14 protein-coding genes are annotated in these 12825 nt (G+C 68.5%); 3 read left to right on the plus strand and 11 right to left on the minus strand.

Going from position 1 to position 12825, the window contains the following annotated elements:
- Positions 1 to 120: 120 nt before the first annotated feature.
- The 6 genes from ACSFBF_RS17775 to ACSFBF_RS17800 form a co-directional block, all read right to left on the minus strand.
- Entirely contained in the window at positions 121 to 1191 is a 1071-nt protein-coding gene (locus tag ACSFBF_RS17775; RefSeq protein ID WP_435469181.1) for a serine endopeptidase, read from the minus strand.
- 25 nt (positions 1192 to 1216) lie between these two features.
- Positions 1217 to 2035: a DUF2145 domain-containing protein gene (locus tag ACSFBF_RS17780; RefSeq protein WP_435469183.1), complete on the minus strand. Its 819-nt coding sequence runs from the start codon at positions 2033 to 2035 to the stop codon at positions 1217 to 1219.
- Complete coding sequence (locus ACSFBF_RS17785; RefSeq protein ID WP_435469185.1) at positions 2032 to 2490, minus strand: hypothetical protein; 459 nt, start codon at positions 2488 to 2490, stop codon at positions 2032 to 2034. The genes ACSFBF_RS17780 and ACSFBF_RS17785 overlap by 4 nt, the downstream gene beginning before the upstream one ends.
- Positions 2491 to 2517: 27 nt before the next feature.
- Positions 2518 to 3024: a YiaA/YiaB family inner membrane protein gene (locus ACSFBF_RS17790; RefSeq protein ID WP_093076174.1), complete on the minus strand. Its 507-nt coding sequence runs from the start codon at positions 3022 to 3024 to the stop codon at positions 2518 to 2520.
- Between the two features lie 126 nt (positions 3025 to 3150).
- The gene (locus ACSFBF_RS17795) at positions 3151 to 5106 is read right to left on the minus strand and encodes an MFS transporter (RefSeq protein WP_435469187.1); all 1956 of its coding nucleotides are present in this window, start codon (positions 5104 to 5106) and stop codon (positions 3151 to 3153) included.
- A 14-nt stretch (positions 5107 to 5120) separates the two neighbouring features.
- On the minus strand, positions 5121 to 5975 hold the full coding sequence (locus tag ACSFBF_RS17800; RefSeq protein WP_435469189.1) for a hypothetical protein: 855 nt from the start codon (positions 5973 to 5975) through the stop codon (positions 5121 to 5123).
- A gap of 148 nt (positions 5976 to 6123) precedes the next feature.
- Here ACSFBF_RS17800 and ACSFBF_RS17805 point away from each other — a divergent pair, with 148 nt between their 5' ends.
- Positions 6124 to 6858, plus strand: a complete 735-nt coding sequence (locus ACSFBF_RS17805) for a helix-turn-helix domain-containing protein (protein ID WP_435469191.1) — start codon at positions 6124 to 6126, stop codon at positions 6856 to 6858.
- Between the two features lie 12 nt (positions 6859 to 6870).
- Here the strand turns inward: ACSFBF_RS17805 and pyrF are convergent, their stop codons facing one another.
- Genes pyrF through ACSFBF_RS17830 form a run of 5 tightly spaced genes read right to left on the minus strand, consistent with a single transcriptional unit; the run spans position 6871 to position 10583 of the window.
- Positions 6871 to 7695: an orotidine-5'-phosphate decarboxylase gene (pyrF, locus tag ACSFBF_RS17810; protein WP_435469193.1), complete on the minus strand. Its 825-nt coding sequence runs from the start codon at positions 7693 to 7695 to the stop codon at positions 6871 to 6873.
- A 33-nt stretch (positions 7696 to 7728) separates the two neighbouring features.
- Complete coding sequence (locus tag ACSFBF_RS17815) at positions 7729 to 8526, minus strand: uracil-DNA glycosylase family protein (RefSeq protein ID WP_435469195.1); 798 nt, start codon at positions 8524 to 8526, stop codon at positions 7729 to 7731.
- Positions 8523 to 9065: a ribosomal protein S18-alanine N-acetyltransferase gene (gene rimI, locus ACSFBF_RS17820; RefSeq protein ID WP_435469197.1), complete on the minus strand. Its 543-nt coding sequence runs from the start codon at positions 9063 to 9065 to the stop codon at positions 8523 to 8525. Before rimI ends, ACSFBF_RS17815 begins: the two co-directional genes overlap by 4 nt.
- Before the next feature lie 5 nt (positions 9066 to 9070).
- On the minus strand, positions 9071 to 9781 hold the full coding sequence (gene tsaB / locus ACSFBF_RS17825; RefSeq protein WP_435469199.1) for a tRNA (adenosine(37)-N6)-threonylcarbamoyltransferase complex dimerization subunit type 1 TsaB: 711 nt from the start codon (positions 9779 to 9781) through the stop codon (positions 9071 to 9073).
- Positions 9782 to 9815: 34 nt separating this feature from the next.
- A complete protein-coding gene (locus tag ACSFBF_RS17830) occupies positions 9816 to 10583 on the minus strand; it encodes a DeoR/GlpR family DNA-binding transcription regulator (RefSeq protein ID WP_435469201.1) in 768 nt (255 codons plus the stop codon).
- Positions 10584 to 10662: 79 nt separating this feature from the next.
- On the opposite strand from ACSFBF_RS17830, the gene ACSFBF_RS17835 reads away from it, so the two are divergent.
- Positions 10663 to 11250 carry an NUDIX hydrolase gene (locus ACSFBF_RS17835; RefSeq protein ID WP_435469203.1) on the plus strand — a complete coding sequence of 196 codons (588 nt, stop codon included), beginning with the start codon at positions 10663 to 10665 and terminating at the stop codon, positions 11248 to 11250.
- Between the two features lie 7 nt (positions 11251 to 11257).
- Entirely contained in the window at positions 11258 to 12688 is a 1431-nt protein-coding gene (gene dacB / locus ACSFBF_RS17840; RefSeq protein WP_435469205.1) for a D-alanyl-D-alanine carboxypeptidase/D-alanyl-D-alanine endopeptidase, read from the plus strand.
- Positions 12689 to 12825: the final 137 nt, after the last annotated feature.

The following is a 12825-nucleotide window of genomic DNA, read 5'->3' on the forward strand; positions in this document are numbered from 1 at the left end:
GGGGTTGGCGGGAAGTCTGCGGCAACATTCGTGTCGCAGCCGGCGGTTGTAGCACGACCGCGCGGCATGCCAGCTACACGGTGTGTCGATCGGGCCGCCTCCTGTGACCGAATTCGCAGACTACGCGGCAGGTGACGCCAGCGGCGGCAGCACACGCGGCGCGGCCGAGGTGCCGCAGGCATGGCAGAACTTCGAGAACGCGCTCTTGCGCGTCTCGCACTTGCCGCAGTGGTCGAACAGGCCGATGCCGCAGTGCGGGCAGAAGTCGATCTCGTTGTTCTTCAGGTCCACCGGCCGCTCGCAGCCGGGGCACACGCTCTTGCCCAGGCGCGCGAGCGCGGTGTCGTAGCTGAGTTCTTCGCGCCGCACCTGGTCGGGCTGCTGCTCGGCCAGCTTCTGCCGCGCCAGGTAGCGGTTGAGCGCGACGATGGCGTAGCGCCCCACCAGCACCGTGAGCACGATGCCCACCACGTAGCGCACATAGCCGCCGTAGCTCGGCAGGTAGGGCACCAGCTCGACGAAGAAGGCGAACAGCGCGAAGAAGATGAAGCCCCACACGAACGGCCAGTAAGTGCTCTTGCGCTTCTTCACGAACAGCCAGCCGGCCACCAGCAGCAGCGGCAGCGTGAGCGCCAGCCGGTAGGCGAACACGCGCAGTTCGATGCGGCGGTATTCGGCATCGAGCTTGATCTGCGCGTCGCGCTCCAGGTCGGAAAGCGCCGTGCGGGCGCGCTGCTCAGCCTGGCGTGCGTCGAGCGCGATCTGCTGCTGCGCGTTCACCCGGCGCTGCAGCTCGTCTTCCTTCTGCTTGAAGGCGTCGAGCGTCTTGGTGCGCGCGATGAGCTCGGTGTCCTGGTCTGGCTGCGCGGTGGCGCGGCGCGTGGCGATCCAGTTGCCGAAGGTTTCGCGGGCGTTGCTGCTGGCCTGCTGCGCGGCGTTGAGCTGCAGGCGGATCTGGTCGAGGTCGCGCGCGGCCTGCAGCTCGGCGGCTTCCGAGGCCTTGATGGTGGCGCGCAGTGGCTCGGCCTTGGGCTTGTCGATGAAGTCGTCGAGCTGGCGCACGCGCTCGACCTGCGGAAGGTCGCTCACGACAGTGCTGCCGAGCCCGATGAGGAAGCTCGCGAACACCAGCGCCACCAGCCAGAGGCCGCGGCGGAACCATTTTTCGGAAAGGCGCAGGGATTTGCTCATGTTGTTTTCTCCTTCTTGTCTTTCTTCATTGAAGCCTGAGTGTCACCGGCGCCGCGCCCAGCCCCGCGCGCGGCAGCCACGCGAACACCGAATCGACCGTCACCGTCTCGATGCGGTCCGAGAACCGCTTGTCGTTCGGATGATCATCGAAGGCCACGTTGGCCGAGCCTACGCGCCCGCCCAGCCGGGTGAGCGGACCGAGCTTCAGCGTGGTCGGCTCGTAGCCCTTGAACTGCATCCAGGCTTGCGCCTGCGTGCGGTTGCCGATGGTGGCGGGCTCCATGGCGGCGGCCAGCGTCTCGACGGCCCATTGGTTCGACTGCTGGTACTTCTGGCCCCAGACGTAGCTCACGATACTGTAGGGCGCGGTGTTCAGCCGCACGATGCGCGCGGGCGATTCGTTCAGTGCGGCCAGCAGATGCGTCTGCACGTCGGGCGTGGGCACGACCCAGGCCACCTCGTAGCGCCACGGGTCGTCGAGGAAGAACTCGCCGAGCCCCTGCCGGTAGACGGCGGCCTCCGCGGTGCCGCACTGGTTGAGCTTGTGCACCACGCGCCACGGGCCGGCGTCGGTCTTGTAGGCGAAGCCCAGGTGCGAATAGCGCAAGCCGTACTTGCTCAGGTCTTGCCCGGCGCGCGCGAGGATCACGACGCGCGCGCCGCTGGCGTCGAGCGCCTGCGAGGTGCGCTCGGCCATCTTCATGCCCTTGACAATCACGTCGGGCGTTGGCCTGACCTGCTCGCACGAGCGGCCGGCCTGCGCCTGCATCGGCAGCAAGGCCATCGCGGCGGCGATGGCAAGTCCGATGAGCGCAGGTAGCGCGGGCAGAGCGCTGCGTTTCACGACAGCCTCTCGTTGTGAAGCAGCGCGCGGCCGATGGCATTGGGCACGAAGGCCAGCACCTCGCCAGCGGCCGACAGCACGACGCCGGTGCCGATCACGCTGACGAGGACGCTGGTGCCCACCGCATTCGAGATGCCGTTGGCGGCACGGCCGGCCACCTTGATGCTGGCGCGCGCGCCGTCAGAGGCGCGTTCGAGCACGTACACCGTGCCGTCGGCCGAGGCCTCGACCGCGATCACGGTGAGCGTCGAGCCGCCCACCGACAGTGCAGCAGGCAGCGCGACAGCCGTGGTGGCCGAAGCCCCGACGGCGGAGGCGGTGACCACCACCGATGCCACCGGCATCAGCGAGAGGGCGACCGAGGCGTCGCTCTGGGCCTGGGCATGCAGGGGAACCGCGACGCCGGCGAAGGCAGTGCAGGCGGCGACGAGTACAGCGGCAATCGACTTTTTCATGATGAGCTTTCGTTGTTCAAGCACGGGTTACTCGGCAGAGGAAGCAGCGGCTTCGGCGCGGGCCATGCGGCGGCCCTGCATGCGGGCTTCGGCCATGTCGGCTTCATGGCGGTCGCGCAGCGTCTTGGCCAGCGTGAAGGCCGAGCTGATGAGAAACAGCCAGCTCACGCCCAGGAAGGCCTTGTAGGCCTCGTTGATCTCCATGCGCACGAGGCCCCAGCCGGTCAGGCCCATCGCGGTGAAGAAGCTGCCCCAGACGACCAGCTTCCACATCGGCACGTCACGGCCCGCATCGGCGCCGCGCTCGGCCGCCTGCTGGCTGTCGCGCACGAACTTGGCCAGCATGAAGGCGGTGCTCAGGCAGAACACGTAGCCCATCACCATGAACGCCCGGTCCAGCGCCTCCCCTGGCAGCCAGCTCAGGCCGGTGGCGCACAGGAAGACGGCGATCGCGAACGAAGCCCAGGCCTGGAACTGCCAGGCCCGCGTGTCGCGCTGGATGAAAACGGTCGAGGTGGATGAGAGGGGTTGCATGTGTGCCTCGCGGCGTAGTGAAGGTGAGCGAATGATGGTTCGCCCCCGCACCGCGAGGCTTGAATGCTTGCACCAGTGGCGGTTTTCAGCGCCGCCGGTATCTGCGCTTGATACTTTTGGGGTGTTTCAGGCGCCCAGCAGGGCGCTCACGCGCTGGCGCAGCGACTCGGGCTGCACCTCGGTCGGCGGCACAGGGCCGCCGACGTTCAGGCCCACGCGGCTGAAGAAGCCACGGCGGAAGGGCTTGGCCATGGCCACCTGCTCGCCGCCGCGCAGCTCGATGCGGCTGAAGTACGAGCCCCAGAGATTGGTCAGCGCCATCGGGATCACCGGCGGCTCCAGGCCTTCGGCGCGCGCGCTCTCGACGATCTTCATCACGCCGCCCTTGAAGGGCTGCAGCGTGCCGTCGCGCGTGATCGCACCCTCGGGGAAGATGGCGAGCAGATCGCCCTCGCGCAGCACGCCCAGCGCCTTGGCAAAGGCCGCTTCGTACGCTGCCGGGTCTTCCTTCTGCGGCGCGATGGGAATCGCCTTGGCCAGCTTGAACAGCCAGCCCAGCACCGGCACCTTGAAGATGCGGTGGTCCATGATGAAACGAATCGGCCGCGGGCTCGCCGCCATCAGCAGCACCGCGTCGATGAAGCTCACGTGGTTGCACACCAGCACGGCCGCGCCCTCGGTGGGAATATGCGACTCGCCCTTGATGTCGAAGCGATAGACAAAGCGCGACAGCACCCAGGCCACGAAGCGCAGCAGGTACTCGGGCACCAGCATGAAGATGTAGAACGCCACCACCGCGTTGGCGATGCCGGTGAACAAAAAGATCTGCGGAATGGTGAAGCCCGCGCCCAGCAGCGCGCCGGCGATGACCGAGCTGCCGATCATGAACAGCGCATTGAGGATGTTGTTGGCCGCGATGATGCGCGCGCGGTGCGTGGGCTGGCTGCGCAGCTGGATCAGCGCGTACATCGGCACGCTGTAGAGCCCCGCGAACAGCGACAGCAGCGCCAGGTCGGCCATCACGCGCCAGTGGGCGCCCTGGTGCACGAAGGCGCCGATGCCCATCTCGGGCACCTTCGGCAGGCCGCGCGAGGCAAAGTACAGGTCGATGGCGAACACGCTCATGCCGATGGCGCCCAGCGGCACCAGGCCGATTTCCACCTGCCGGCGGCTCAGCGTCTCGCACAGCAGCGAGCCGACGCCGATGCCTATCGAGAACACCACCAGCAGCAGCGAGGCCACCTGCTCGTCGCCGTGCAGCACTTCCTTGGCGAAGCTCGGAAACTGGCTCAGGAACACCGCGCCGAAGAACCACATCCACGAAATGCCCAGCAGCGAGCGGAACACCACCACGTTCTCGTGCGCGAGCTTGAGGTTGCGCCAGGTTTCGCTGATGGGGTTCCAGTTGATGACCAGCCCCGGGTCGGTGGCCGGCGCGGGCGGAATGGCCTGCGCCACGCCCCGCCCGACCAGCGCCAGCAGCACGCAGCCCACGGCCACGCTCATGTGGCCGATCTGCGGCACCGCCACCAGCAGCCCGCCTGCCACCTGCCCGAGCAGGATGGCGACGAAGGTGCCCATCTCGACCATGCCGTTGCCGCCCGTGAGCTCGCGCGCGTCGAGCACCTGCGGCAAGTAGGCGAACTTGACCGGCCCGAACAGCGTGGAGTGCAGCCCCATGAGGAACACGCAGCCCAGCAGCACCACGGCATTGGCCGTGACGAAGCCCCAGGCCGCGATCAGCATGATGACGATCTCGAGGTTCTTGACGAAGCGGATCATCTTCGTCTTGTCGAACTTGTCGGTGAGCTGGCCGGACGTGGCCGAGAACAGCAAAAACGGCAGGATGAACAGCGCACCGATCACCAGCCCCGCCATGGCCGGCGGCATCCAGCTCAGCTGGAGCTGGTAGGTCACCATGACGGTGAAGGCGAACTTGAAGAGGTTGTCGTTCGCCGCGCCAGCGAACTGGGTCCAGAAGAAAGGCGCGAAGCGCCGCTGCTTGAGGAGGGCGAACTGGTTGGCGTGGGCGTTCGCTTCGTGGGCCACGGGTGTGGCTGCGGCAGCGGCGGGATTTGTCATTCGAAGAGTGCTCCTCAGGCGGCCACGGCGGCGGCGCCCGGATTGTGCCGCAGTGCGGCTTCCCAGCGCATTTCGAGCTTGTGGAGGGCAAGCACCACGGGCAGGCCAGCAAGCGAGGCCGTCAGGTGCTTCAGCGTATGGCCCGAAACCGTGTGCCGCGTGAACTCGTAGATCTGGTGGTCCGCCAGCTCGAATGCCTTGGCCAGCACGTAGAAGAAGATGACCCAGCCCAGCTTCAGCCCGACCGACTTGCGCATTGGCGTGGCCAGCGCCAGCGTCACCACCAGCGCCATGCCGCCGAACTGCACCAGCGCCCAAGGCATGACGTTGCCGGTTTCCTGGAACACCTCGGCCGACAGCAGGCCGGCCGTCAGCACGAACCAGGCGGCGGGCCAGCCGGCGCGCTGGCTCACCCGTTCGCAGACCGCCACCCCGATCAGCCCGGCGAAGGCCACCGCCATGCCGGCGCGGTCCGCAGCGAGCCGGGGGGCGTCGGGCACGAGGTGGAAGAAGGCGGAGCCCGCGGCGGTGGCGATCAGGCCGGCGAAGAAGAGCCAGGCACAGTCCAGCGTGTTGTCGGGCGGGTCGCTGGCGGGCGGGGCCAGGGGGAATTGCGACAGCGCCTCCTGGTGCGAGCGGTCGATGCGGTTGAGCCGGTACAGGCCCCACAGGCCGATCACCACGAAGGGGATGTTGCTCAGCACGTCCATCGCATTGGGCAGGCCGTGCCAAGCGCGGTCGTCGGCAAACACCGAGGCGATGGCGACTTCGGCGGCCGGCAGATCGGGGCCGAAGAAGGCAATCAGCGCGAGCAGCACGAAAGTGAAAAGCAACCCGCGTTCGCGGCGGCTGAGAGAGGGCAAGAGCATGGCGGTCCTCGGTGGGGTGGATCGGTACGAGCCGCGGAATTTAGTGGCGGGCCGCTCCACAGGCATCGAGAATCGATACGTGGCACTAATTCACACCTGACGGTATCTCCAACTGATACTTGCCGGCGCCCGTGTACGCTTCCGGGCCATGAGCACCACCGTCGATCTCGTCCAGGCCCTCAAGAACGAACTCAAAAGCGCGCGCATGACCTACGCCGACCTGGCGCGGTCGCTCGACATGGCCGAATCCAGCGTCAAGCGGATGCTGGCCAAGAGCGACATGCCGCTGTCGCGCGTGGACGCCATCTGCCGGGCGCTGAAGATCGATTTCGCCGAGCTGGCGCGCCGCGTGGCCGACGCCCAGCCGCTGCTGAAGGAACTGACGCACGAGCAGGAAAAGGCCGTGGTCAAGGACAAGAAGCTGCTGCTGGTGGCCATCAGCGTGCTGAGCCAGTGGACGCTGGAGCAGATCGTGGCGGCCTACCGCGTGAGCGAGGCCGAGTGCATCGGCTGCCTGGCGCAGCTGGACCGCATCGGCATCATCGAGCTGCGCCCGCTCAACCGGTATCGCCTGAAGCTTGCCAAGACCTTCCGCTGGCGGCCGCACGGCCCGGTGATGGAGTTTTTCCGCGAGAACGTGGTGCTGGACTACTACCGCGGCGGCTTCGACGGCCCCGCCGAGGGCCTGCTGCTGGTGCACGGCTCGATCAGCCGCTCGCTGGCGCCGGCCTTCCTGGAGCGCCTGCAGCGCGTGGCGCAGGACTTTGCGCAGCAGCACCAGACCGACCAGAAGCTGTCGGCGAAGGACCGCGAGGGCTACACGCTGCTGCTGGGTATGCGCAACTGGGAGTTCGAGCTGTTCACCCGGCTCCGTCGGGCCTGAACTCGGGCTCGATCAGGGTTTGGCTGCTTCCAGCGCGTCGCGCGTGGTGCGCGCGGCCTTTTTCGCCGCTTCGGCAAAGTCGTCGCCCGACGACGCATAAATGATCGCTCGCGACGAGTTCACGATGATCGGCGCATCGGCGCGCCAGCCGGCGCGCACCGTGGCGACCGCATCGCCGCCCTGGGCGCCGACGCCCGGAATCAGCAACGGCACCGTCGGCGCGAGTTCGCGCACGCGTTCGATCTCGGCGGGGTAGGTCGCGCCCACCACCAGGCCGAGCTGGCCGTTCAGGTTCCACGGCCCCTGCGCCAGCCTGGCGACGTGTTCGTACAGAAAAGGCTGCCCCTCGACATCCGCCAGCCGCTGCCCCTGCAGGTCGGACCCGCCAGGATTGCTGGTGCGGCAAAGCAGGAAGGCGCCCTTGCCCTCGTGCTTGAGGTACGGCGCGACCGAGTCGAAGCCCATGAAGGGCGACAGCGTCACCGCGTCGGCGCCGTAGCGCTCAAAGGCTTCCAGGGCGTATTGCTCGGCGGTGGAGCCGATGTCGCCGCGCTTGGCGTCGAGGATCGTGGGCACGTGGGGCGCGTTGCGGCGCATGTGCTCCATCAACTGTTCGAGCTGGGCTTCGGCGCGGTGGGCCGCGAAGTAGGCGATCTGCGGCTTGAAGGCGATGACCAGATCGGCCGTCGCGTCGACGATGCGTGCGCAGAAGTCATAGATGCGGCTGGCGTCGCCCTTGAACTGCCCCGGGAATCTGGCTGGCTCCGGATCGAGCCCCACGCAGAGCAAGGAACCGTTTTTTTGCTGTGCGGCGGCCAGCTTGTCGAGGAAAGTCATGGGGCCTGATTTTAGGCGGCCCGTTTTCGGCCCTCAGTTCGGCGCGGGCGTGTGCTGTTCGGCAGCAAGGCAGAGGTCGGCCCAGGCGCGGGCCTTGTCGGCGGGGTTGCGCAGCAAATACGCCGGATGGTAGGTCGCCACCACCGATGCGCCGCCAGCGGATTCCAGCGGCACAACGCGGCCGCGCAGCTTGCCCAGCGGGTCGCCGCTGCGCATCAGGCTTTGCGCCGCCAGAGGCCCCATCGCCAGCACGATGCGGGGGGCGAGTGCGGTGGCGTGCTCGTCGAAGGCCTCATCGATTGCGCGCGGGCTGCCGGGCTGGCCGGCTGCCACACCGCGATGGGTGCGCATGAGGTGCACTGGCGTCTGGCCGTCGTGCAGCTTCAGGGCGCGCAGCATGTTGTCGAGCAGGCGGCCTGCGTCGCCCTCGAAGGGCTCGCCGTGGCGGCCGTCGGTTTCGGGCGGCATGTCGGCCACGACCAGCCAGCCGCCCTGCGTGGATTCCGCTGCGCCGGCGTCGGCATAGAGACGGCAGGGCGCCTCGACCAGCACGGCAGCGCCCTGGGACATCGGCACAGCCGCCGGCCGGGCAGCTGGTGCGGGTACCGCAGCAGGCCGGGCGGCCGGTGCTGGCGCGGCAACGGGTGCTTCGACCTGTACGCGTTCTTCAACGATGGCGACCGCGGCCACCTCTTCGGCAACCACCACCGTTTCAGGCACTGCAGGCGCCGTTTCAACCGCCTCGGGCACAGGCCACCAGACCTTCACGCCCATCTCGTCGAGCATCGCGCGCTGGCGAGCGTCGAGCTTCAATGTCTGTACCGCACTCATCGCAAGGCTCCCCAGGCGGAGCCTGTTTCGTTCAAACGCAGGCTCATGACGACGGCGTCCTCGCGCTTGCCGTCGTGCGCCGGGTAGTAGCCCTTGCGCACGCCGACGCTGCGAAAGCCCTGGCGCATGTAGATGTCGAGCGCGCGCTGGTTGCTCTGGCGCACTTCGAGCCACAGCCACTGCGCCCCCTCGGCGCGCGACCAGCCGCCCAGCGCCTCGAGCATGAGCGGCGCCCAGCCCTGGCGCTGGAAGGCCGGCGCGACGGTGATGTTCAGCAGGTGCACCTCGTCGACGCCCTTCATGGCGACGAAGTAGCCGATCAGCGTTTCGCCCAGCTCGGTGACCGGCGAGTTCACGCCCTGCGCGACGCCGGGCGCCAGCAGGCACTGGCAGTGGTAGCCCACGGCCATGGAATCGGTGAAGTTGGCGCGCGTCCAGGGGTGGCTGTAGGCCGTCTGTTCGACCGCGCAGACGGCATCGATCCGCTCGAAGGTGAGCGGTTCGAGGCGGGCTTCGACGGGCTGGAGAACGGCGCTCATGCGGGTCAGTTTGCGGCTGCTGCGGCCGCCTTGATGGCGGCGCGCTCTTCTGTGGTTTGCGCCACTTTATCGCGAACATAGAGCGGCCAGGCCTGTTCGGCCGGCACGGTGCGCCCGGCCGCGAGCAGCGCGGGGGCCAGCCGCAGCATGGCGGTGGCGGTCGGCAGCGCCTCGTGGCGGGCGGCGGCCGGGGCCAGCCGCAGGCCGTAGGCGGCGAAGGCATTGCCGGCGAGCGCCCAGCCGGTGGGCACTTCGAGGTCTTCGGGCGACAGCAGCAGAGGCTCGTCGTTGCCCCCCAGCGGGCCGTTGGCCGCGAAGTCGTAGCGCGTGGCGTAGATCTGGTCCATGCGGGCGTCCAGCACGGTCACCACCTGCTGCACGCCGAAAGCATGGCGCGCTTCTTCGGCCACGGCGAGCAGGGTGTCGACCGGCAGCAGCGGCACCTTGGCGCCGAAGGCCAGCCCCTGCGCCACCGAGCAGGCGGTGCGCAGCCCGGTGAACGAACCAGGGCCGCGGCCGAAGACGATGGCGTCGAGCTCGGACAGCGCGAGCCCGGCGTCGCCCAGCAATTGCTGGATCAGCGGGAGCAGGGTGGTCGAGGCTTGCGCGCCGCCCACGCCGTTGTGCGCGAGCAGCCTGTCGCCGTGCAGCACGGCCACGGACAGATGCTCGGTGCTGGTGTCGAAGGCGAGCAGCTTGGGCAGGGCGAGAGGCATCCGCCGATTATCGAGGGGCGGCCAATCCCCAGGGTCACGCGCCGTTATCGCTGCGCAAGATGGCCAGCCCCGCCTTGCGCAACGGCGCCAGCGCCTTGGCAGGAGCGTCCGGCGATACCAGCAGGCTGGTGGCCGAGGTCACGGGGTTCACCACCCAGGCCGACGCTGCGCCGAGCTTTTCCGACGAGGCCAGCACGACCGTCTCGGCCGCGGACGCCATCAGCGCGCGCTTGATCTCGGCCTCTTCCAGGTCGCCCGTGGTCAGCCCCGCCTCGGCGTGCACGCCGGTGACGCCCATGAAATATGTATCGGCGTGGATGCGCGCAATGGCCGCCATCGCCGCCGAGCCGACCGCCACCACCGAGTGCTTGAAGAGGCGCCCGCCGATCAGCACCACCTCGATGCCGGCATGCGCCACCAGCTCGATCGCCACCGACGGGCTGTGCGTGACCACGGTGGCCTGCAGATTCGCCGGCAGGTGGCGTGCAAGCTGCACGGCCGTGGTGCCGCCGTCGATGAACACCACCTGCCCCGGCTTCACGAGGCGCGCGGCGGCGCGGCCGATGGACACCTTTTCGTCGGGGGCCAGTTGCTGGCGCCCTGCGAAGTCGGCTTCAGCCGCCGCGACCGGCAGTGCGCCGCCGTGCACGCGCTGCAGCAGGCCCTCGGCGGCCAGCTCGCGCAAGTCGCGGCGGATGGTGTCTTCCGACAGGCCGAGTTCTTCGCTGAGCGACTTCGCGACGACGTTGCCGTCGCGCCGCAGGACCGAGAGGATGTGTTGCTTGCGCTGGCTGGTGAGCATCGGCCGATGGTATCGGCCCAAACCGTCTTTTGCACGTTTTTTCTTGTTTTTGCACGAACATGCGCATATGCTCGCCGCCATGACGATCCAAGACCGCGTCCGGGTGCACGAAGTCACCCTGCTTTCCGACAACTGGTACACGCTGCGCACCACCGCCTTCGACTGGCGGCGCAACGACGGCCAGTGGCAGCGCATGAACCGCGAAACCTACGACCGCGGCAACGGCGCCACCCTGCTGCCCTACAACCTCGCGCAACGCACCGTACTGCTCACGCGCCAGTTCCGCTACCCGGTCTTCGTCAACGGCCACGACGACCTGCTGATCGAGGCCGCAGCCGGCCTGCTCGACAACGCAGCGCCCGAGGAACGCATCCGCGCCGAGGTCGAGGAAGAACTCGGCTACCGGCTCGGCACGGTGCAGAAGATCTTCGAGAGCTTCATGAGCCCGGGCTCCGTTACCGAGAAGCTGCATTTCTTCGTCGCGCCCTACGAGCTCTCGATGCGCATCGGCGCGGGCGGCGGGCTGGCCGAGGAGGGCGAGGACATCGAGGTGCTGGAGCTGGCCATCGACGAGGCACTGGCCATGGTGGCCGACGGCCGCATCGCCGACGCCAAGACGGTGATGCTGCTGTATCACGCGAAACTACATGTGTTTGCGCCGGGATAATCGGCGGATGCCTCTTGCCTTCCGCCGCGCGGCCTGCGCACTGACTCTCCCTCTGCTCTCCCTGCTGGCCCCGGCCGGCGTGTTCGCCCAGCAAGCCCTTCCCACCCAGGTCGATGCCGCCCTCGCCCGCGCCAAGGTGCCGCGCGAGTCCGTGACCATGCTGGTTGCCGAGGCCGACGGCACGCGCCAGCCGCGACTGGCCTGGCGCACGCAGGCGCCGGTGAACCCGGCGTCGATCATGAAGCTGGTCACCACCTACGCCGCGCTCGACCTGCTCGGCGCAGCCTACAGCTGGACCACGCCGGTCTACGTCGAAGGCACGGTGAACAACGGCGTGCTCAACGGCAACCTCTACATCAAGGGCCAGGGCGACCCGAAGCTGGTGCTGGAGCGCGTGTGGCTGCTGCTGCGCCACGTGCAGGGGCTGGGCATCACCACGGTGAGCGGCGACATCGTCATCGACCGCAGCGCCTTCGAAACCACGGTCGAGGGCGACCCCGGCGCCTTCGACGGCGAGCCGCTGCGGCCCTACAACGCCTCGCCCGACGCGCTGCTGGTCAACTTCAAGTCGGTCAACATGACTTTCGCGCCCGACCGCGCCGGCCAGATCGCCCGGGTGAGCTACGAGCCCCCGCTCGCGAGCGTGGCGATGCCGCCGACCGTGGCGATCGTGCCCGGCGAATGCGGCGACTGGCGCGCCGCGCTGCGCACCGACTTCAGCGACGTGAACCGCATCCGCTTCAACGGCGGCTTCCCCTCCGGCTGCGGCGAGAAGAGCTGGGCCGTGGCCTACGGCGACCCGCGCACCTACGCCATGCGCGCCATCGGCGGCATGTGGGCCGAGATGGGCGGGCGCGTCGGCGGGCAGATGCGCGAAGGGCGCGTGCCGGCGGGGCTGAAGCCGGCCTTCGAGTTCGAGTCGCCGCCGCTTGCCGAGGTGATCCGCGACATCAACAAGTACAGCAACAACGTGATGGCGCAGCAGCTGTTCCTCACGATCGGGCTCACGCAGAGGAACCGCGGCACCTTCGAGGCTTCGCGCAGCGCGCTGGGCCAGTGGTGGCGCGAGCGCATCGGCACGGGCGAGGCACCGCCGGTGTTCGAGAACGGCTCGGGCCTGTCGCGCGACGAGCGCATCAGCGCCGCCGCGCTCGGCAAGATGCTGCAGGTGGCGTGGCGCTCGCCAGTGATGCCGGAGCTGATGTCTTCGCTGCCCGCCATGGGCGTGGACGGCACGCTGAAGAAGCGCACGCTTCGCTCGGGCGGCTCGGCCCACCTGAAGACGGGCACGCTGCGCGACGCCTCCGGCGTGGCCGGCTATGTGGACGGCGCAAGCGGGCGGCGCTACGTGCTGGTGGCCATTGCCAACGGCGAGAACGCGGGCGCCGCGCGCGCGGCCTTCGACGCGCTGGTCGACTGGGCCTCGCAGGACAACTGAGGCCGACGGCTCGACAAGGCGCACGGCCACCGGCCGTGTACTGAAATCTTCTGAGGGCAAACGCCCGCTTGCGCGCGGGCATGCCCCTGCACAGAATCGGACGGTCGTTCTATTCCGTACAAGACCAACGCAGGAGA

The organism is Variovorax nivicola, assembly GCF_051216475.1.
Classification (GTDB): Bacteria; Pseudomonadota; Gammaproteobacteria; order Burkholderiales; family Burkholderiaceae_C; genus Variovorax.

Coding starts and splice junctions, on each gene's coding strand:
- ACSFBF_RS17775 (WP_435469181.1), bottom strand. CDS start 1,191: ATGAGCAAATCCCTGCGCCTTTCCGAAAAATGGTTCCGCCGCGGCCTC.
- ACSFBF_RS17785 (WP_435469185.1), bottom strand. CDS start 2,490: ATGAAAAAGTCGATTGCCGCTGTACTCGTCGCCGCCTGCACTGCCTTC.
- ACSFBF_RS17790 (WP_093076174.1), bottom strand. CDS start 3,024: ATGCAACCCCTCTCATCCACCTCGACCGTTTTCATCCAGCGCGACACG.
- ACSFBF_RS17795 (WP_435469187.1), bottom strand. CDS start 5,106: ATGACAAATCCCGCCGCTGCCGCAGCCACACCCGTGGCCCACGAAGCG.
- ACSFBF_RS17800 (WP_435469189.1), bottom strand. CDS start 5,975: ATGCTCTTGCCCTCTCTCAGCCGCCGCGAACGCGGGTTGCTTTTCACT.
- ACSFBF_RS17805 (WP_435469191.1), top strand. CDS start 6,124: ATGAGCACCACCGTCGATCTCGTCCAGGCCCTCAAGAACGAACTCAAA.
- pyrF (WP_435469193.1), bottom strand. CDS start 7,695: ATGACTTTCCTCGACAAGCTGGCCGCCGCACAGCAAAAAAACGGTTCC.
- ACSFBF_RS17815 (WP_435469195.1), bottom strand. CDS start 8,526: ATGAGTGCGGTACAGACATTGAAGCTCGACGCTCGCCAGCGCGCGATG.
- rimI (WP_435469197.1), bottom strand. CDS start 9,065: ATGAGCGCCGTTCTCCAGCCCGTCGAAGCCCGCCTCGAACCGCTCACC.
- tsaB (WP_435469199.1), bottom strand. CDS start 9,781: ATGCCTCTCGCCCTGCCCAAGCTGCTCGCCTTCGACACCAGCACCGAG.
- ACSFBF_RS17830 (WP_435469201.1), bottom strand. CDS start 10,583: ATGCTCACCAGCCAGCGCAAGCAACACATCCTCTCGGTCCTGCGGCGC.
- ACSFBF_RS17835 (WP_435469203.1), top strand. CDS start 10,663: ATGACGATCCAAGACCGCGTCCGGGTGCACGAAGTCACCCTGCTTTCC.
- dacB (WP_435469205.1), top strand. CDS start 11,258: ATGCCTCTTGCCTTCCGCCGCGCGGCCTGCGCACTGACTCTCCCTCTG.